This is a genomic window from Bradyrhizobium sp. NBAIM14 (assembly GCF_020193895.1).
Lineage (GTDB): Bacteria > Pseudomonadota > Alphaproteobacteria > Rhizobiales > Xanthobacteraceae > Bradyrhizobium > Bradyrhizobium yuanmingense.
The window spans coordinates 130,779-149,238 of sequence record NZ_JADYVQ010000010.1 but is presented as its reverse complement, the minus strand read 5'-3'; the positions used below and the strand labels follow the sequence as shown (position 1 = coordinate 149,238).

At 63.5% G+C, this 18,460-nt stretch carries 16 protein-coding genes; 11 read left to right on the top strand and 5 right to left on the bottom strand.

Features of this window, described 5'->3' with window-relative positions; genetic code table 11:
* Positions 1-109: 109 nt before the first annotated feature.
* From I6F28_RS23195 to I6F28_RS23165, 7 genes are all read left to right on the top strand, one after another.
* Positions 110-1,273, top strand: coding sequence for an acyl-CoA dehydrogenase family protein (locus tag I6F28_RS23195; protein ID WP_225141238.1), 1,164 nt, complete (start codon positions 110-112; stop codon positions 1,271-1,273).
* Entirely contained in the window at positions 1,273-1,929 is a 657-nt protein-coding gene (locus I6F28_RS23190) for a glutathione S-transferase family protein (RefSeq protein WP_225141236.1), read from the top strand. Before I6F28_RS23195 ends, I6F28_RS23190 begins: the two co-directional genes overlap by 1 nt.
* A 183-nt stretch (positions 1,930-2,112) precedes the next feature.
* Entirely contained in the window at positions 2,113-2,913 is an 801-nt protein-coding gene (locus I6F28_RS23185; RefSeq protein ID WP_036023887.1) for a helix-turn-helix transcriptional regulator, read from the top strand.
* A 209-nt stretch (positions 2,914-3,122) separates the two neighbouring features.
* The gene (locus I6F28_RS23180) at positions 3,123-3,989 is read left to right on the top strand and encodes a beta-keto acid cleavage family enzyme (protein WP_225141234.1); all 867 of its coding nucleotides are present in this window, start codon (positions 3,123-3,125) and stop codon (positions 3,987-3,989) included.
* Positions 3,990-4,099: 110 nt separating this feature from the next.
* Positions 4,100-5,716 (top strand): acyl-CoA carboxylase subunit beta, encoded by a 1,617-nt coding sequence (locus I6F28_RS23175; RefSeq protein ID WP_225141232.1) that lies wholly within the window; start codon positions 4,100-4,102, stop codon positions 5,714-5,716.
* Positions 5,713-7,689: an acetyl-CoA carboxylase biotin carboxylase subunit gene (locus I6F28_RS23170; RefSeq protein WP_225141230.1), complete on the top strand. Its 1,977-nt coding sequence runs from the start codon at positions 5,713-5,715 to the stop codon at positions 7,687-7,689. The genes I6F28_RS23175 and I6F28_RS23170 overlap by 4 nt, the downstream gene beginning before the upstream one ends.
* A 214-nt stretch (positions 7,690-7,903) precedes the next feature.
* Positions 7,904-8,737 carry a hypothetical protein gene (locus tag I6F28_RS23165; RefSeq protein ID WP_225141228.1) on the top strand — a complete coding sequence of 278 codons (834 nt, stop codon included), beginning with the start codon at positions 7,904-7,906 and terminating at the stop codon, positions 8,735-8,737.
* A 105-nt stretch (positions 8,738-8,842) separates the two neighbouring features.
* On the opposite strand, the gene I6F28_RS23160 is transcribed toward I6F28_RS23165, so the two are convergent.
* Together I6F28_RS23160 and I6F28_RS23155 are read right to left on the bottom strand one after the other, a co-directional pair.
* Positions 8,843-9,817 carry an ABC transporter substrate-binding protein gene (locus I6F28_RS23160; RefSeq protein ID WP_036002174.1) on the bottom strand — a complete coding sequence of 325 codons (975 nt, stop codon included), beginning with the start codon at positions 9,815-9,817 and terminating at the stop codon, positions 8,843-8,845.
* Positions 9,818-10,310: 493 nt separating this feature from the next.
* A complete protein-coding gene (locus tag I6F28_RS23155; protein ID WP_225141226.1) occupies positions 10,311-11,282 on the bottom strand; it encodes an ABC transporter substrate-binding protein in 972 nt (323 codons plus the stop codon).
* A gap of 628 nt (positions 11,283-11,910) precedes the next feature.
* Between I6F28_RS23155 and I6F28_RS23150 the strand changes: the two genes are divergently transcribed.
* Complete coding sequence (locus tag I6F28_RS23150) at positions 11,911-12,144, top strand: hypothetical protein (protein ID WP_346656744.1); 234 nt, start codon at positions 11,911-11,913, stop codon at positions 12,142-12,144.
* An 812-nt stretch (positions 12,145-12,956) separates the two neighbouring features.
* On the opposite strand, the gene I6F28_RS23145 is transcribed toward I6F28_RS23150, so the two are convergent.
* A complete protein-coding gene (locus I6F28_RS23145) occupies positions 12,957-13,316 on the bottom strand; it encodes an SPW repeat protein (RefSeq protein ID WP_225141224.1) in 360 nt (119 codons plus the stop codon).
* A gap of 545 nt (positions 13,317-13,861) precedes the next feature.
* Between I6F28_RS23145 and I6F28_RS23140 the strand changes: the two genes are divergently transcribed.
* Positions 13,862-14,143, top strand: a complete 282-nt coding sequence (locus I6F28_RS23140; RefSeq protein WP_057030022.1) for a hypothetical protein — start codon at positions 13,862-13,864, stop codon at positions 14,141-14,143.
* Positions 14,144-14,370: 227 nt separating this feature from the next.
* On the top strand, positions 14,371-16,212 hold the full coding sequence (ftsH, locus tag I6F28_RS23135) for an ATP-dependent zinc metalloprotease FtsH (RefSeq protein ID WP_225141221.1): 1,842 nt from the start codon (positions 14,371-14,373) through the stop codon (positions 16,210-16,212).
* 6 nt (positions 16,213-16,218) lie between these two features.
* On the opposite strand, the gene I6F28_RS23130 is transcribed toward ftsH, so the two are convergent.
* Positions 16,219-16,452 (bottom strand): hypothetical protein, encoded by a 234-nt coding sequence (locus I6F28_RS23130; protein ID WP_109142125.1) that lies wholly within the window; start codon positions 16,450-16,452, stop codon positions 16,219-16,221.
* A gap of 376 nt (positions 16,453-16,828) precedes the next feature.
* Here I6F28_RS23130 and rpoH point away from each other — a divergent pair, with 376 nt between their 5' ends.
* Positions 16,829-17,716 (top strand): RNA polymerase sigma factor RpoH, encoded by an 888-nt coding sequence (gene rpoH / locus I6F28_RS23125; protein WP_225141219.1) that lies wholly within the window; start codon positions 16,829-16,831, stop codon positions 17,714-17,716.
* 343 nt (positions 17,717-18,059) lie between these two features.
* Here the strand turns inward: rpoH and I6F28_RS23120 are convergent, their stop codons facing one another.
* On the bottom strand, positions 18,060-18,392 hold the full coding sequence (locus I6F28_RS23120; RefSeq protein WP_036002054.1) for a hypothetical protein: 333 nt from the start codon (positions 18,390-18,392) through the stop codon (positions 18,060-18,062).
* Positions 18,393-18,460: the final 68 nt, after the last annotated feature.

Sequence of the window (18,460 nt, the reverse complement as noted above, 5' to 3'; positions counted from 1 at the left end):
CGTCATTCCGGGGCGCGAAGCGAGCCCGGAATCCATCGGGCCGCAGACACCGTAGACAAATGGATTCCGGGCTCGCGCTACGCGCGCCCCGGAATGACGAGAGGACAAAATGTTATTCACCGCCGATCACGACGACATCCGCCGCTCCCTGCAGAAATTCATTGCGGGCGAGATCAATCCGCACGTCGATGCGTGGGAAAAGGCCGACATCTTCCCCGCGCACGAGCTGTTCAAGAAAATGGGCAGCCTCGGCTTCCTCGGCCTGAACAAGCCGGTCGAATTCGGCGGCTCGGGCCTCGACTATTCCTACGCGCTGATGATGGCGGAGGAGCTGGGCGCCATCACCTGCGGCGGCGTGCCGATGGCGATCGGAGTGCAGACCGATATGGCAACGCCCGCACTGGCGCGGTTCGGCTCGGATGAGGTGCGGCGCGAATTCCTGGCGCCGTCGATCTCGGGCGATTACGTCGCCTGCATCGGCGTCTCCGAGCCCGGTGCGGGGTCGGACGTCGCCTCGATCAAGACCCAGGCGCGCTCTGACGGCGACGATTACGTCATCAATGGCGGCAAGATGTGGATCACCAACGGCACCCAGGCCGACTGGATCTGCCTGCTCGCCAACACCGGCGACGGCCCCGTTCACCGCAACAAGTCGCTGATCTGCGTGCCTATGAAGAGCAAGGGCGTCACCGTCGCGCGCAAACTCGACAAGATGGGGATGCGCTCGTCCGACACCGCGCAGATCTTCTTCGACAATGTCCGCGTGCCCAAGCGCAACCGGATCGGCGAGGAGGGCCAGGGTTTTACCTACCAGATGATCCAGTTCCAGGAGGAGCGCTTGTGGGGCGCGGCCGCCTGTCTGAAGGCGCACGAATACATCATCGACCAGACCATCGAATACACCCGCAACCGCAAAGCCTTCGGGAAGTCCATCCTCGACAACCAGGTCGTGCACTTCAAGCTCGCGGAGATGCAGACCGAGGTCGAGCTCCTGCGCGCGCTGATCTATCGCGCCGGCGAGCAGCTGGTCGCCGGCGAGGATGTGACGCGGCTTGCGACCATGGCCAAGCTGAAGGCCGGCCGGCTCGGCCGCGAGCTCACCGACGCCTGCTTGCAATACTGGGGCGGAATGGGCTTTACCAACGAGACACCGGTCAGCCGCGCCTATCGCGACAGCCGTCTGACCTCGATCGGCGGCGGCGCCGACGAGGTCATGCTGATGGTCCTGTGCAAGATGATGGGGACGCTGCCGGGCAGCAAAGGAAACGCCTGATGATCACGCTGTATCATTGCGACGCCGCACGCTCGTTCCGTCCGCTCTGGATGCTGGAGGAGATGGGGCTGCCCTATGAATTGAAGATGCTGCCGTTCCCGCCGCGCGTCTTCGCCAAGGACTATCTCGCGCTCAATCCGCTCGGCACCATTCCCTTCATGATCGACGGCGAGACCAGGATGACGGAATCCTCCGGCATCTGCCATTACCTCGGCATCACATACGGCCCGACGCCGTTGATGGTCGGTCCTGAGGATCCCGCCTACGGCGCGTTCCTGAACTGGATGTATTTCAGCGATGCCACGTTAACCTTCCCGCAGACGCTGGTGCTGAGATACACCCAGCTCGAGCCGGAGGAGCGCCGCAACCCGCAGGTCGCCACCGATTACGCGAAATGGTTTCTGGGCAGACTGCGCGCCGTTGAGGCAGCGACGGCGAATGCCGAAACATTGTGCGCGGGCCGCTTCACCGCCGCCGACATCGTCATCGGTTACGCGCTTCGGCTCGCGAGCAATATCGGGCTTGCCAAGGATTTTGGCCCTAACGTCGCAGCCTATTGGTCGCGTCTGCAGCAGCGCGACGGCTATAAGCGCGCGGTTGCTGCGGAGCAAAAGGCCGGGCAAGAGCAGGATGTTGCGCCGAGGGTGAGGGCGTAAGGGAGGCTGTCATTCCGGGGCGCGGAAGCGCGATCCCGGAACCTCGCGTTTCCCGGTCGCGTTATTGCGCGTCTACGACGCGCCATGTCTTTTGACAGCGCTATCCTACCGTGACAGCGCCCAAATTTCCGCTAAGGTGACCTCCGTCCGCAGCGGCCAGAGAGCCGCGCGAGGAGGAACCCAATGGAATATAACGGTCGCGAATCCGACCACCTGATGCTGATCACGCCGGAGCGGGTGTTTTATGCGGGCCTGCTCGGCCGTCCGCGCAAACGGACACCCGGCTGCTGCCATGTCTATGTCGCGGTGAAGGGCAATCTGCACCTGACCATCGACGACGTTCTCGCCACCGGCGAGCTGTTCGTCACCCTGCCGAACCAGCGGCACTCCATCGCCAGCGACTATCGCACCGTCATCAGCGTGACGCTGGAGCCGGAAAGCATGGCGGATGGCGTGATTGAAGCCTTGGCCGCGCGCCTGACCGGACCCGATCAGGCCGCCTATGCCCGCAAGATCCTCGCCGCCTACGCACTTTTGCGTCAGCGCCGCTATGGCGACATCACCACGGCCGAGTTCGACGAGATGTGCTTTGGCGAGGCGCTGCCGCGCCGCGTGCTGGATCCGCGCGTGATGCGTGCGGTGGCCCGCATCGAGCGCTTCTCCGGCGAGCCGGTGACGGCGGATACCTGCGCCGCTGAAGCCGGCCTCTCGGCCTCGCGCTTCCTGCACCTGTTCAAGGAGGAGACCGGCATCTCGTTCCGCTCCTTCCGCGCCTGGAAGCGCGCGCGGTATCTGCTGCACTTCGCCAACCAGGACCTCAACCTCGCCCATCTGGCGCAGGACATCGGCTATCCCGATTCCACGCATTTCAGCCACTCGATCCGCCGCTTCTACGGATTGAAGCCGCGGGCGATCTTCGTCGGCTCGCGCGATCTTGCGATCTACCGCAGCACCGAGACCGTGCGGATGGCGGAGGCTTCGTAGGGTGGGTTAGCCGATCAGATGCGCGAAGCGCAGCTGCTCGGCGTAACCCACCTCGTCAATTTCACGGAGGCAGACAGTGGTGGGTTACGCCTTCGGCTAACCCACCCTACGAATTCGTCGTTTTTCCCAGCTTCTCCGCGCAAGAAGCCGCATGTCGCGCGTCACATGATCGCAAGCGTTGAATTCTCAACGTGCGAGACAGTGAACGCATGAGCGACAAGGCCGTCATCACCTGCGCGCTGAACGGCGTGCTCACCGACCCCAAGCAGCACAACGTGCCCGTGACGCCCGAGCAGATGGCGCGCGAGGCCAGGGCTGCGTTCGAGGCCGGCGCGTCCATCATGCACATCCATCTGCGCCAGCAGGCGCCGGGCAAGGGACATCTGCCGTCCTGGGAGCTCGCGGTCAGCAAGGAGATCCAGCAGGCGATCCGCGAAGCCTGCCCGGGCGTGATCATCAACCACACCTCGGGCGTGTCGGGGCCGAACTACTCAGGCGCGCTCGACTGCATCCGCGAGACGAAGCCCGAGATTGCCGCCTGCAACGCAGGCTCGCTGAACTACCTGAAGGTGAAGGCCGACAACAGCTGGGCCTGGCCGCCGATGATGTTCGACAATTCGGTCGAGAAGGTGAAGGACTATCTTGACGTCATGAACGCGGTCGGCACCATCCCCGAGTTCGAGTGCTTCGACGTCGGTATCGTCCGCTGCGTCGGCATGTACCACCAGGTCGGCATGTACAACGGCCCGCTCGAGTACAATTTCGTCATGGGCGTCGCCTCCGGCATGCCGGCCGATCCTGAATTGCTGCCGATCCTCTTGAAGCTGAAGCGCCCCGAGGCGCATTGGCAGGTCACCGCCATCGGCCGCGAGGAGATCTGGCCGCTGCACCAGCGCTGCGCCGAGCTCGGCGGTCATCTGCGCACCGGCCTCGAGGACACCTTCTATCTCGCCGACGGCAAGAAAGTGACGTCGAACGGCCAGCTGATCGAAGCCGTCGCCGCCTGCGCAAGGCGCGCCGGCCGCGAGATCGCGAGCCCCGCCGAGGCGCGGAAGATCTTTGGGACGAACAGGTAAGGTATCGCCCCGTCATTGCGAGCGAAGCGAAGCAATCCAGAATCTTTCCGCGGATGCAGTCTGGATTGCTTCGTCGCTTCGCTCCTCGCAATGACGAGCAGGATCAAGTCATGTCCACCATCGAAAACACCATCTCCCCCGGCAGCGCCGCCTACCAAGCCAACCGCGACGGCATGCTCGGCCTGATCGACCGCATGCGCGCGCTCGAGGAGCGCACGCGCGCCGCGTCCGCCGCGGCCAAGGACCGCTTCCACAAGCGCGGCCAGCTGCTGCCGCGCGAGCGCGTCGCGCTGGTGCTCGATCCCGGCGCGCCCTTCATCGAGCTCTCGACGCTGGCGGGCTACATGTTCGACGTGCCGGATGCGAGCAAGAGCGTGCCGGGCGGCGGCGTCATCGCCGGCATCGGCTTCGTCTCGGGCATCCGCTGCATGGTCAGCGCCAGCGATTCCGGCATCGACGCCGGTGCGCTGCAGCCTTACGGTCTCGACAAGACGCTGCGGGTGCAGGAGCTCGCGCTGGAGAACAAGCTGCCCTATGTGCAACTGGTCGAAAGCGCCGGCGCCAATCTGCTGCGCTACCGCGTCGAGGATTTCGTTCGCGGCGGCAACATCTTTCGCAACCTGGCGCGGCTCTCCGCTGCCGGTCTGCCGGTCGTCACCGTCACGCACGGCTCCTCCACCGCGGGCGGCGCCTATCAGACCGGCCTCTCCGACTACATCGTCATGGTCCGCGGCCGCACCCGCGCCTTCCTCGCCGGGCCCCCGCTGCTGAAAGCCGCGACCGGCGAGATCGCGACCGAGGAAGAGCTCGGCGGCGCCGAGATGCATACGCAGATCTCCGGCCTCGGCGATTACCTCGCCGAGGACGATCGTGACGCATTGCGCATCGCGCGCGAGATCATGGCCGCGCTGCAATGGGAGCGGCCGGGCAAAGCGTCGGCGCAGTTCAAGCCGCCGCGCTATGACCAGGACGAGCTGCTCGGCATCATGCCGATGGACCACAAGCGCCCGGTCGACATGAAACAGGTGATCGCGCGCATCGTCGACGATTCCGATTTCACCGAGATGGCACCGAGTTACGGCCCGGCCACCGTCTGCGGCCATGCCCGCATCGAGGGCCAGGCCATCGGCATCATCACCAACAACGGCCCGCTCGATCCCGCCGGCGCCAACAAGGCGACGCATTTCATCCAGGCCTGTTGCCAGACCCGCACGCCGATCCTCTATCTCAACAACACCACCGGCTACATGGTAGGCAAGGCCTATGAAGAAGCCGGCATGATCAAGCACGGCTCCAAGATGATCCAGGCGGTGACCTCGGCGACGGTGCCGCAGATCACCATCTATTGCGGCGCCTCGTTCGGCGCCGGCAATTACGGCATGTGCGGCCGCGGCTTCCATCCGCGCTTCTGCTTCTCCTGGCCCAACGCCAAGACCGCGGTGATGGGCGGCGAGCAGGCCGCCGAGACCATGGCGATCGTGACCGAGGCCGCCGCAGCTCGCCGCGGCAAGCCGATCGAGAAGGACAGGCTGGACGCCATGAAGGCTGAGATCATCGGCGTGTTCGACGGCCAGATGGATGTGTTCTCGACCAGCGCCCGCGTGCTCGACGACGGCGTGATCGATCCGCGCGACACCCGCGCGGTGCTATCGGAGGTGCTCGCGATCTGCCGCGAGGGCAATGCGCGCACGCCCCAGCGCATGCAGTTTTCGGTGGCCCGCCCATGAGGAACGGATCAGTGCAGCACCGGCCGTTCTCTAGGGTTCTGGTTGCCAATCGCGGCGAGATCGCACTGCGCGTGATGCGCAGCGCGCGAAAACTCGGCCTCGGTGTCGTCGCGGTCTATTCCGATGCGGATCGCGATGCGCTTCATGTGAAGCAGGCGGATCAGGCCGTGCGCATCGGCGACGCCTTGCCGGCGCAATCCTATCTCAACATCCCCGCGATCATGGCCGCGGCCAAGGCCAGCGGGGCGGATGCCGTTCACCCCGGCTATGGCTTCCTCGCCGAGAACGAGGCGTTTGCGCGCGCCTGCAAGGATGCCGGCCTCGTCTTCATCGGCCCGTCGCCGCAGGCGATCGAGGCGATGGGCAACAAGGCCGGCGCCAAGGAGATCATGAAGAAGGCCGGCGTGCCCATCGTGCCCGGCTACCAGGGCGCTGAGCAGGGCGACGAGGTCATGCTCGCCGAAGCCGGGAAGATCGGCTTCCCCGTGATGATCAAGGCGGTCGCCGGCGGCGGCGGCCGCGGCATGCGGCTCGTCACTGACGCGGCATCCTTCCCCGAAGCCCTGCGCAGCGCGCGGTCGGAAGCGAAAGCCGCGTTCGGCGATGCTGCCGTCATCCTCGAGCGTGCGATCCAGAATCCGCGCCACATCGAGATCCAGGTGTTCGGCGACAGCCACGGCAATGCCATCCATCTCGGCGAGCGCGATTGCTCGGTGCAGCGGCGGCACCAGAAGCTGATCGAGGAGGCGCCGTCGCCGGCGGTCACGCCGGAGCTGCGCGCGAAAATGGGCGAGGTCGCGGTGTCAGCGGTCAAGGCGCTGCGCTATGAAGGCGCCGGCACGCTGGAATTCCTGCTCGATCAGAGCGGCGCGTTCTACTTCATGGAGATGAACACGCGGCTGCAGGTCGAGCATCCCGTCACCGAGGCGATCACCGGGCTCGATCTCGTCGAGCTGCAGCTGCGCGTCGCGCGCGGCGAACCCTTGCCGGTGAAGCAGCAGGACATCAAGTTCTCCGGCCACGCCATCGAGGTGCGGCTCTGCTCGGAAGATGCCGCGCAGGATTTCATGCCGCAGTCCGGCCGCATGGCGCGCTGGCAGGTGCCTGAGGGCATCCGCGTCGAGCACGCGTTGCAACCGGGCTCGGAGATTCCGCCATTCTACGATTCCATGATCGCCAAGCTGATCAGCCATGGTGCCAATCGCGAGGAGGCGAGGGGACGGCTGATCGTCGGATTGGAGCAGCTTACGGCGTTCGGCGTGACGACGAACCAGGCGTTCCTATTGTCGTGCCTGCGTCATCCCGGCTTTGCCAAGGGGGAAGCGACGACGGCTTTCATCGGCGCCCATCGCAACGAGCTGCTTGCGCCGCGTGCGGACGCGGCATTCGAGATCGCGCTGGCAGGCCTGCTGCTCTACGTCACCAACCCGCGCGCGCCATCGTGGCAGGGCGGGCGGAGCCTTGCCGCCACCTTTCCGCTGCCGGCGAAAATCGACATCGGCGGCGATGCGCACGAGCTCGACATCATGCGCGAGCGCGACGGCAGCTACACCGTCGCCGTCGAAGGCCGCCAGCATAAGTTCGAGATCGATCAGCTCGATCTCGACGCCATCCGCTTCCGCCTCGCCGGCGTGGTGGACAGCGCAAAATTCCTGCGGGATGGCGATCGGCTGTACGTCCAGCACCGCGGCATCCCGCTGGTGGCGAATGATCTCACCCTCGCCGCGCCGAAGGCGACTTCAACGAATGGCGGCGACGGCAAAGTCCGCGCCGCCATGAACGGTCGCGTCGTCGCTGTCCTCGTCAAGCCCGGCGATCGCGTCACCGCCGGCCAGCCGGTGCTGACGCTGGAGGCGATGAAGATGGAGCACGTCCACAAGGCCGGCATCGCGGGCGTGGTCGGCGCGATCGACGTCGCCGAAGGCGAGCAGGTCACGACGGGCCGCATCGTCGCGGAGATCGGGGCGGGTTAGCGCCACAAACGCGGTCTCGTAGGGGGGCAAAGGCGCGCAGCGCCGTGCCCACGAATGTCGATCATAAGCGGAATGGTGGGCACGCTTCGCTTTGCCCACTCCACGGCTGCGGTGGCCGCTCAAATTCAAAAACAAAGCAATTTCAAGATCTTGCTTGCTGCGGAAATCTCGCGACACTTCCCATTGAACGCCGTTCATTTTCGAGCTACCAATATTGAACAATGTTCAATATCTGGAGATGTTCATGCTGCGCGCGCGCGACCAAGCTCAACCGGCCAATGCACTGGTCCCGCCAGTCGTTCGCCGACTCTCGTACGCCCCCCTTCAAACCGGCGAGAAATATCTTATCGGTGCGCTCCTCGTCCTGACGCTCACCGCGCTTCTGGCGCCCACGATGCCCGCCGCCGCCTGGCACATCCCGCATTTCGTCGATAGCCGCACCTTCCTCGGCGTGCCCAATGCCGGCGACGTGCTGAGCAATCTCGCCTTCCTCGCGATGGGCGTCTGGGGCTCGGAACGGCTGCGTGCCCGCCACGATGCGCCGGTGGGTGCGAACTGGTTCTTCGTCGGCCTGATCCTCACGTGCCTCGGCTCGGGCTTCTATCATCTCGACCCCGACGTGCCGCAACGGCTCATCGCCGATCGTCTCGGCATGGCGGTCGCGTTCGCGGGCTTTCTGGGCATCGCGGCCAGCGAGCGCATCAGCACGCGCGCAGGCGAAGCGGTGCTGGTGCTGACGATGATCGCGGGCCTGTTGGCGGCCTGGGTGGCACGCGAGAATCTCACGCCCTGGGTGGTGGTGCAGTTCGGCGGCATGGCGCTGGCCGTGGGCCTCGCGTTCACACGCCCGCGACCCGGCGCGCTTGGCGTGCCGCTCGGCGGCGTGATCGTCTTCTATGTGCTGGCCAAGCTGTTCGAACTCGGAGACGTGACCGTGTTCGAAGCGACCGGCCACATGGTCTCGGGCCATACGCTCAAACATCTCGCCGCCGCGCTCGCGGCCTGGCCGGTGATCCGGGCGCTGGGAGCAAGGCCGTGTACGCATTAAGCGGCTGGCCGTCGACTGATGTCCGCTTAAGCCCCAACACCAGCGGAGAAGCAGCAATCTTCCAATGCAGCTGAAGGGCCACATGCGGACTCATGCAGCGCAGCATCATTCAATCACCTCGTCAGCCGTCGCGAGTAGCGCGGTTGGAATATTCAGACCGAGAGCGCGAGCAGTCTTAAGATTGATCACCAATCGGAAGCGTTCCGGCTGCTGGATCGGGAGTTCGGCCGCTTTCGCGCCCCGCAGCAGTTTTGCAACATAACCGGCGGAGCGGCGATTGAGGTCAATGATGTCAGGGCCATACGCGAGAAGGCCACCTTCGACCGCTTCTTCACGCCAGTGATACACCGCCGGAATGCGGTTTTGCGCGGCGAGCTCGATGATCTTGCGCCGGTTGGCGAACCCGATGGGGTCCACAAGCACGAGCAGGCCCTGAATATCCTTCGAAGCTATGGTCTGGAAAGCAGGGCCTATGTCCTCCACCGAGCGTTTGATCACCGGAAGTATCTCGACCTGCCGGTCCGCGGCGGTTTTCTGGAAGTCGGCCATCAGCCGTGCATGATATTGGTTGTCGGGGTCGAGGAGCACCGCGAACCGCGACGCCCGTGGCAGTAACTCCAACAGAAGCCCGAAATTCTTGCCGCTGCTTGCGACCCCGGTCAGTCCCGTCACGTTTCCACCCGGCCGCGCAAGACTTGCCGCAAGGCCGACACCGACCGCGTCTGCGGTGGCAGTCACGATGGGGATCGTGCCGGTGACTGCCCTGGCAGCAATTGCCTCGGGCGTGCTGGACGCCACAATCACCTCGACTTCGAGAGCCACCAGCTCGGCGGCAAATCTCGCCAGTTGTTCCCGGTCATTCTTCCAGAACCGGCGCTCGATGATGATGTTCGCGCCCTCCACATATCCCATCTCGCGGAGTCCGCGATCGAAGGCTTCGATTCGTTGGTGCGGAACTGACGCCAGGAAACCGATGCGAGGCATCTTCTTCATGAGCTGATGGGCGGGCTGCGCGATCAAGCTGCGCGGCCAAACGGCACCGATGGCCCCGATCAGTGCAATGAACTCCCGCCGCTGCATGTACCCTCCAAGGACCACGCCTGGGGATGACTACATTAGCATTTTGCCATGGGACCGTGTGATCGACGGAGGTATGCGGGACTGAGATGGGCCGTTTGGGTTGAATAAGTCGAAAATAACGTCACAGCAAGAACCTCGCTGAATTAGGTCAGAGCGAGTGATGAAGTTCTCGCCTTCAACCCAACTATGCTCTCGGAGCTTTCGCAGAAAAGCATCGAGCGCGCGTTGTACCAACTCCCGGCTCGGAGCACTTAGATAAACAATTCGATGGACACGTTCCTTTTGCCGGGCGCGCGCGGCAACTGGCCAAATTGCGGCCAGTCCGCCGAGGGTCGACATGAAATCGCGTCGCCTCATGACTAGCCTCCAAACAGCGGAGCATTATGGGGCGCAATCAGGACCGAGGATAGGGAAATGAGTCCGCAATGGATCGAATGCAGACGGTCGCGGTCGCGCGGCAAGGTCGCTACGGGCCGACATCGGGCGTAGAGCCTTATTCGATCACCTCGTCCGCACGGGCGAGCAGTGATGGCGGGATTTCGATGCCTAAGGATCGCGCGGTTGCTGAGTTGAGAACCAAACTGAACTCCGTGGGCTGCTGAATGGGCAAATCCTCCGGCCGAGCACCTGCCAAGATTCGTGCGGCGTAGATGCCGGCTTTTGCAAAGTTTGCGACAAGGCTCGGCCCGTAGCTCATCAGGCCACCGGCCGCCGGAAATTCGCGGAATTCATAGGACGCCGGAAGCGAATGACGATCGGCCAATGCGACAAGTTGCGCACGCAGGTTGAAAAATATCGCATCGTTGCTGACGAGGACCGCACCGACTTGGGCGCTAACAAGCTGCCTGAAAGCTGGCTCTAATTCATCCTGGTTGCGCGCCTTGGCTACTTTCAAGGTCCGCCCGGTCGAACGGGCAACTTCGTCAATTTCCTGAAGCAAGTCTTGATTGTCAGGGTTCACCAAAAATCCGACGGTAGCCTTTTGCTGGAGCAGCTCCTGGATCAGTTCGAGGCGCTTTAGGACAAGCCTCGCTGTCATCATAGATATGCCCGTGGCGTTGCCCCCGGGGTGAGCGAAGCTCTTTGCCAGTCCGAGCTTCACGGGGTCTGACGCGATTACGAATACGATCGGAATGGTTGAAGTTACTTTCCTTGCGGCGAGCGCAACCACATTGCCCCCTCCGATGATCAGCGCTGGATTGAAATGCAAGAGCTCCTGAGCGAGCTCCGGAAGCCTACTGTGGTTTCCTCGTGCCCACCTACGTTCTATCGTAACGTTTTTGCCAACTACGAAACCCCTCTCCGCGAGACCTCTTTCGAATGCTGCGTCATAGGGACTCGCAATGTCAGGGAAACCCACGGACAACACACCGATAACAGCTACCGCTGAACGTTGCGCGCTCGCCGTCAGCGGCCACAGAGGTGCCGCGCCGACAAGAAGCGTGATGAACTCCCGCCGTCTCATGTGCGCTCCTAAGCTCTCTGGTGACGGCATCGTAGCCGTTCAGGCGAGCTCATTGAAAGTGGCCAAGGTCAAAAGTGTTGCATCCGCGAACCGCCGCAGACTTCTGTCTCCCCCAGCTCCACGAAGCGAGAAACATTTGTTCCCGCTCCTAGAATTGCAATATGGCAAGCCAATTTGCGACAGCATTACTGCTACACATCTCGCTTGGATTGCTGACCATGCCATTGTTTAAGGAGATCAGGGACCCTGACGATGCTCACGTTCCGGCGTCAGGCACGTGCAACCGCAAGAATGAGTTTCGACCCGGGCGGTTGAGGGGTTGGAGTGCAGGCTCAGACTTCTGCTATGGGTCAAAAGCGGTGCTCGGAGGGCGAGGTCCCAATGGTCGGCTGAGGGCCACAAGCGGACATCAACGGGACGATGCAAGAGCACATGGCGGATTTTCGGTTGCCATGATCCGGCCCCGCGCTGGGGAGCACGGAGCGTACAGAACGCTGGCTTGAGGTTGAGGCAATTGGTCCAATCTTCTGATCCATCTTGAAACAAGATCAAGCCTCTCTAAGTCTCACGCCGGAGGGCTCCTCCGACCTCTTTTGGAAAGGATTGCTTGTAACCGTCGAGGACGACGATGATGACACTGGAAGAAAAGCTCGCCCGCTTGCGCACCCACCGCAATAGCATTCACCGCTACCACCGGCTGCTCAAGACCCGCCTTTCCGATCTGGAGCGCGAGTACATCGAAAGCCATCTCTCCGAGGAACGGGCGGCGCTGGTAAGCCTCGCGCGCACGCCGTTCCCCATTCCTTTTAAAATGCCGCCGCCAGAGCAGCAGCCGCAGACCTTCAAGCCTGAGGTGACCTGAGCTTGCCGTGGGCATCAGGAGGTCGCTCCCGTGCGACAGCGGCCCATCAACGGCGTCGAGCCGGAAAGAACCGAGGATGACATTACGCGTGAGCTGCTCGGCCCCAGGGGCGTTCCGGGCGGTCCCGATCCCGCCCGCATGGTCCCGCAGGTCGAGAAGAACACGCCAAAGCACATAAGGTGGAGAAACCCCGAGCTCCCGCGATGAACCGAGCGCCAGAAACCGGAACCTTGTTGATCTGGTCAAGGGCAGAGAGGGGGAACGGGTAGTGGCAAATCACCGTTGCTCCGAATTGCGGGGCGCCTTTGATTGCGGTGCAATGATGCAAGACGCTCAGAAGTACATCAACATTGCCGCTCTAGTCGCGCTCGCTGGTTGGCTTGGTCTCTGTTTCAAGATGGGCTGGTACTGATGGGGCGGCTTACGCCCGGAGTAGACCACATCGGCCCCAGCCTGGAGGTTTTTCCGGATCGAAAAACGAGCTGGGACCGAGAGGTCTGCCGTTGGATGGCAAACGCAGCTTGGTCCCAAAAATCATGCCCCGTGGCATTCAAATTTGGAATCCGACGCAAACGGAATGCCCGATGAACCTAGCCCCGGAGCAAGGCCTTTCCATCGGCACTTTCGGAATTTGGCGCCGGGAGTAAGCCGTCCAGCAAGGCTAGCTCGAGCTGCGGCACTTACGGCTGACCCAAGGCCGACTGCGCTGAGTAGCTGCCGGCCCCAGGTCCGCACCGAATTTCGTCCGCGTCGGCTGGACAGGTTTTTCCGAGGACGGCGAAGCTATGCCACGAGCCAAACGATCCAGCTTCTCAGCTACCGGTGGTCAGCCGCGGCGGGTTGCGGGACATAATCCAGAGCTCGATCGCTGCCAAGATTGCGACCGCCGCGCCGATGATCACATGCACCGTCATCGCGGTGGTTCCCTGGAAGCCCAATACCCAGGGCGACACCAGTGCCCACAAGCCGACGACGAGGTTCAGCCATTCCTCCCACACCGCGAACGCCGCCAGCGCCGCGACCGCAAGGATCGCGATGGCGATACCGGTGATAACGGCGTTTTGAGAGACCGTCCCCGCATCGAAACCGAATATCCAGGGCGAAACGAACAGTACCGCGCCGAGGATCAGGTTCGCAACATCACAAAACTTTGCGCCCGATTCCCTTCCCAATTCTGCATGGCACCCTCCATTGGAGGTTTCGATGCCAAATCAACCGCGTAATCGCCGAGCCGGTTTCCATCGCGGCCCGCGGCATAATGGCAACGGAGAGGCGGACCCACCGCGCCGGTGCTGTCCTAGGCTGTGTGCTCATTAAGCAGCTGACCGCCTGCGGTCCCAACCTTAACAGCGGCGGGAAAGCGGACGGCTCCGGAGGTCGCTGAAGGGTCAAAATGCGAAGAACTCAGGTTGAGCAAATCTGGACCGCTCTGCCGCGATAAGCAGACCTCTGTGAGACGCAGCGCAACTTCGCAGATGGACCAAAGGCTGAATTTACGGACTTAGTCACTATTGGCACGCGCCAGCAGGGACGTTCGAAGCCCTTCTTCGATTGACACGATCTGACTGTTCTCTCCACTTGGCCAATTGTCGGTTAGAGGCTTGAAGTCGTCGCCGCCCATCCTAAGTTCAGACGCTGCCGGCTGTGTCCGGCAGACCGAAACTCATGCAAAGGATTGAGAAGCCCGCTTGCGCGGGCATAAGTCGAGGGAAGTCACATGAGAAAGCTTGCTCTTGCAATCGCCGCGGCAGCAACGCTCCTCATCGGAACCGTTGCGCCGGCCTCGGCCCATTGGCGGGGCCATCATCATCATTGGGGCGGTCCAGGCATTGGTCCGGCCATCGCGCTCGGCATGTTCACCGGAGCGCTGGCCGCCGCGGCCGCACCTCCGGTCTATTATGCGCCGGTCTATGGTCCGCCGCGATACTATTATGGCCCCCGCTATTACCGGACCGTCCGGTATTATCCGGCGGCATATCCTTACTGGTATCCCTGGTGAACTGATGCAAAGGCCCGGCCTCCAACCGGGCCTTATCGCTGCCCGGCATCTCGATCGCCTGCGTCCGGCGCTGCCGAGCCCGCGTTTGGGATGACTGGAACCGATGGCAGCAGGAGAAGTTCTGTCGTGAACATGCAGGTCCGGAGGCGCACCGGGCCCGAGCGAGCGCGCCAAATGCGCCTCGACGTTAGCCCGGCCCGCGTAACACGATCGGATCTGGTCTTCGCATGAACAAGAATGCCCGTTTCAATATCGGATACGCCATCGCCGCAATTTTCGCGGTCTTCCTGATTCAGTATCTGATCTCGGCGGCGAACCAGATCGCGGTGATCCCCTACAGCGAATATCAGCAATTGCTGCGCCAGGGGAAAGTCGAGGCGGTCGGCATCTCCGACCGCACCTTGCAGGGCACGCTGAAGGAGCCGCTGCCCGGCGGGCAGAAGCAATTCGTCACCACGCGTGTCGACCAGGATGTCGCGCAGGAGCTGGAGAAATACAGCGTCCGCTTCACCGGGCAGATCGAGAGCACGTTTCTGCGCGACCTGTTGTCCTGGGTCATGCCGGTTCTGCTGTTCTTCGGCGTCTGGTGGTACATCGGCCGCCGCATGGCCGAGGGCGGCGGGATCGGCGGCGGGCTGATGGCGATCGGCAAGAGCAAGGCCAAGGTCTACGTCGAATCCAACACCGGCGTCACCTTTGCCGACGTCGCCGGCGTGGACGAGGCCAAGGACGAACTGCGCGAGGTTGTCGATTTCCTGAAGAACCCGACCGACTATGGCCGGCTCGGCGGCCGCATGCCGAAGGGCGTGCTGCTGGTGGGCCCGCCGGGTACAGGCAAGACCTTGCTCGCCAAGGCCGTGGCCGGCGAGGCCAGGGTGCCGTTCTTCTCGATCTCCGGCTCGGAGTTCGTCGAGATGTTCGTCGGCGTCGGCGCGGCGCGGGTGCGGGACCTGTTCCAGCAGGCGCGCGAAAAGGCGCCGGCCATCATCTTCATCGACGAGCTCGACGCACTGGGCCGCGCCCGCGGCATCGGCCCGTTCGCCGGCGGCCATGACGAGAAGGAGCAGACGCTCAACCAGCTGCTCGTCGAGCTCGACGGCTTCGATTCGCGCTCCGGGCTCGTCATCCTCGCCGCCACCAACCGGCCCGAGATCCTCGACCCTGCCCTGCTCCGCGCCGGCCGCTTTGACCGCCAGGTGCTGGTCGACCGTCCAGACAAGCGGGGCCGGATCGAGATCCTCAAGGTGCACATGAAGAAGGTGCGCCTGGCCGAGAATGTCGATGCAGACGCCGTTGCCGCGCTGACACCAGGCTTCACGGGCGCGGATCTCGCCAATCTCGTCAACGAGGCCGCGCTGCTGGCGACGCGCCGCGCCGCCGAGGCGGTGACCATGAGCGATTTCAACAATGCGGTCGAGCGCATGATCGCAGGCCTGGAAAAGCGCAACCGCCTGCTCAACCCCAGGGAACGCGAGATCGTCGCCTATCACGAGATGGGGCACGTCCTCGTCGCGCTCTCACTGCCGGGGACCGATCCCGTGCACAAGGTCTCGATCATCCCGCGCGGCGTCGGCGCGCTCGGCTACACCATCCAGCGGCCGATCGAGGACCGCTTCCTGATGACCAAGGAGGAGCTGGAAAACAAGATGGCGGTGCTGCTCGGCGGCCGCGCCGCGGAGCTGATCGTGTTCGGGCACTTGTCGACCGGTGCGGCGGACGACCTGCGCCGCGTCACCGATATCGCCCGCAGCATGGTGACGCGCTACGGCATGTCGGAGCGTCTCGGCAGCGTCGCCTATGAGCGCGATCCCGGCAACTTCCTGGCCGGCCCTGACCGCCCCTATCCGACGCGCGAGCGCGACTATGCCGAGGAGACCGCGGCCGCGGTCGACCACGAGGTGAAAACCATCGTCGACCAGGTGTTCCAGCGCACCCAGGGCATCCTGACCACGCGGCGGCCGATCCTGGACCGCGCCGCAAAAAAGCTGCTCGAGAAGGAAACGCTGGAGCAGAGCGACATCGATGTGCTGATCCGGGAGATGCCCAAGGAAGGGCTGCGGGCGATCTAGGGCCACTCACGCGGCGCGCTTGCGCCTGATCTCGGCGGGAAGCTCGATCATCCGCCTGTCCGGAGGCGAACCGTTCGAGATGAGCGGCGCGGGCGCGCCATCGCGCTTCGGCGCCTCGATTCCGATGCCGGGATCGGTGCTTCTGGCGTGCCATTCGATCAGGAGATGGCCGGCCACCAACATCAAGCCGGCGCAGAACAGCGCAAGAGCTGCGCTCACGAGATCACGATAGTCATCCATCCCACGAACCAAGCATGCGTGCAGTCTCATCGGCGCCTGCGTGGACCAGATTGGAATGAAGGCTCCGCGTTTCAAGAGCCTGTCTGCAGCGGCAAAGGCATACGGCAATCGCAATTTCCGTCACGACCGTTCACGCTGGAACATTCCGGCCATTTCCAAATTCTAGTGGCGCCCACCGGCCTGAGGCGTCTGGGTGCCATGATCGGGCTCAGCGGATCAGGTTCGCGGTGGTCCAACCATCTTGCTCTAACGAGGATTTGGCCATGAAACCTGACTGCGCTCGAACCGCGCCGCTCTCGGCGCTTCACTCAGATTATCGCTTGGATCGGCAAGGCGCCCCTGATCGGGGCGAACGGTGCTCGTGAGGGAGGGCGCGATGTTGGTTGCCTCACTTCCTGCCCTTCACGGGGAAAGCGGGCTATCCCGCTATCTCAAGGAGATCCATCGTTTTCCGCTGCTCGAGGCATCGGAGGAAGCCGACTATGCGAGGCGATTGCGCGATAGCGGCGATCGTGACGCCGCCTATCGGCTGGTGACGAGCCATTTGCGGCTCGCGGCGAAGATCGCGCTGCAATATCGCCGCTATGGCCTCGCCATCGCCGACCTCATCTCGGAGGCCAATGTCGGGCTGATGCTGGCCGTCAAGCGGTTCGATCCCGAGAAAGGCTTCCGGCTTGCGACCTATGCCTCCTGGTGGATCAAGGCCTCGGTTCAGGAATACATCCTGCGATCATGGTCGCTCGTCAAGCTGGGCACCACTGCTGCGCAGAAGAAGCTGTTCTTCAACCTGCGCAAGCTGAAGAGCAGACTTGGCGTCGCGGAGGATGGCGATCTCCGGACGGATCAGCTGACATCTATCGCCAAACATCTCGACGTCAGGGAAGCCGACGTCGCCGAGATGAACGGCCGGCTGCGCGGCGACATCTCGCTCAACGCGCCGATCAGCGTCGAGACGGAAGGCGACCAATGGCAGGACCGGCTCGTGGATCCCTCTCCCGATCCGGAAAGTCTGCTCCTGGACGCGGCCGACCGTGAACGCACCAAGGCTGCCCTCGCCGATGCACTCGCTGCGCTGTCACCGCGGGAGCGCAGCATCGTCGAGGCGCGATATCTCGGCGAGCCGCAGCAGACGCTGGATGCGCTCGCCGGCAAGTTCGCCATCTCGCGCGAGCGCGTCCGGCAGATCGAGCAGCGCGCGTTGCAGCGGATCAAGGCGAAGATGTCCGCGCGCCTCGATGAGGCGCGCCTTGCAACGTCGCGTTAGGCGAGCGAAGAAGAATGCTGATCGGCCAAGGCCGATCAGCATCCTCTGCAGATATCGGGGACGAGACGTTCGGGCGAAAACTCCCGGCTCTGGCGCTCAGCCTGGCCGGACTGCTCAGGATTGCTCCGAGACGCTCCGACGGAAGTGGTCGCAAGCTGCCGGGCGGGCTCGGCCGAGCTCCGCATCTCGGCGCGAGGCGTGTCGGCCTCCTTGGCCTGAAGCCCATTGGCCATGCCCAACACAGCGACGGCGAGGACAATGCCTCTCATCTGATGATCCTCCTTTCGCGTGAGCGATGAGTGGCTGAACGATGAGGAGCGGCCTCGCCGGCCGCTCCCCCATTTCAGCTCGTGGCGGGCTCCGGCTTGTCTCGATCAGGCGGCGTGAGGTCGAGCCGGATCCCGGATGGCCCGAGGACCGGCAGCAATGTGTCCACCTTCATGGTCGGGCTGCCCCGATCCCAGCTCGACCACGGCATCGTGTCCAGGTACGGGATCGGCGGCAAGGCGAGCCGCTCGAAACTGTCCGCAGTCTTGGCGGCAGGGCCGGGGCTTTCGGCGCCAAAGGCCGCAAAGGGCACCAGCGAGAGGCCAGCCCCAACGGCCAAGGCGGCGAGCCGCCGCAACGTTTTCCGAGTGGTTTCCCCGCGAGCGGAGAAAGCACGATCCTTGATCATTTCATCCTCCTTTCGTTCGAGAACACAGTCACAGATCCATGGCAAACGAGCCCGGCCGTTCGGCCGGG

What these genes read in the sequence shown, in the direction of transcription:
- I6F28_RS23175 (WP_225141232.1), top strand. Translation starts at nt 4,100, where the DNA reads ATGTCCACCATCGAAAACACCATCTCCCCCGGCAGCGCCGCCTACCAA.
- I6F28_RS23155 (WP_225141226.1), bottom strand. Translation starts at nt 11,282, where the DNA reads ATGAGACGGCGGGAGTTCATCACGCTTCTTGTCGGCGCGGCACCTCTG.
- I6F28_RS23180 (WP_225141234.1), top strand. Translation starts at nt 3,123, where the DNA reads ATGAGCGACAAGGCCGTCATCACCTGCGCGCTGAACGGCGTGCTCACC.
- I6F28_RS23130 (WP_109142125.1), bottom strand. Translation starts at nt 16,452, where the DNA reads ATGGATGACTATCGTGATCTCGTGAGCGCAGCTCTTGCGCTGTTCTGC.
- I6F28_RS23140 (WP_057030022.1), top strand. Translation starts at nt 13,862, where the DNA reads ATGAGAAAGCTTGCTCTTGCAATCGCCGCGGCAGCAACGCTCCTCATC.
- I6F28_RS23170 (WP_225141230.1), top strand. Translation starts at nt 5,713, where the DNA reads ATGAGGAACGGATCAGTGCAGCACCGGCCGTTCTCTAGGGTTCTGGTT.
- I6F28_RS23150 (WP_346656744.1), top strand. Translation starts at nt 11,911, where the DNA reads ATGATGACACTGGAAGAAAAGCTCGCCCGCTTGCGCACCCACCGCAAT.
- I6F28_RS23120 (WP_036002054.1), bottom strand. Translation starts at nt 18,392, where the DNA reads ATGATCAAGGATCGTGCTTTCTCCGCTCGCGGGGAAACCACTCGGAAA.
- ftsH (WP_225141221.1), top strand. Translation starts at nt 14,371, where the DNA reads ATGAACAAGAATGCCCGTTTCAATATCGGATACGCCATCGCCGCAATT.
- I6F28_RS23185 (WP_036023887.1), top strand. Translation starts at nt 2,113, where the DNA reads ATGGAATATAACGGTCGCGAATCCGACCACCTGATGCTGATCACGCCG.
- I6F28_RS23190 (WP_225141236.1), top strand. Translation starts at nt 1,273, where the DNA reads ATGATCACGCTGTATCATTGCGACGCCGCACGCTCGTTCCGTCCGCTC.
- I6F28_RS23160 (WP_036002174.1), bottom strand. Translation starts at nt 9,817, where the DNA reads ATGCAGCGGCGGGAGTTCATTGCACTGATCGGGGCCATCGGTGCCGTT.
- rpoH (WP_225141219.1), top strand. Translation starts at nt 16,829, where the DNA reads ATGTTGGTTGCCTCACTTCCTGCCCTTCACGGGGAAAGCGGGCTATCC.
- I6F28_RS23195 (WP_225141238.1), top strand. Translation starts at nt 110, where the DNA reads ATGTTATTCACCGCCGATCACGACGACATCCGCCGCTCCCTGCAGAAA.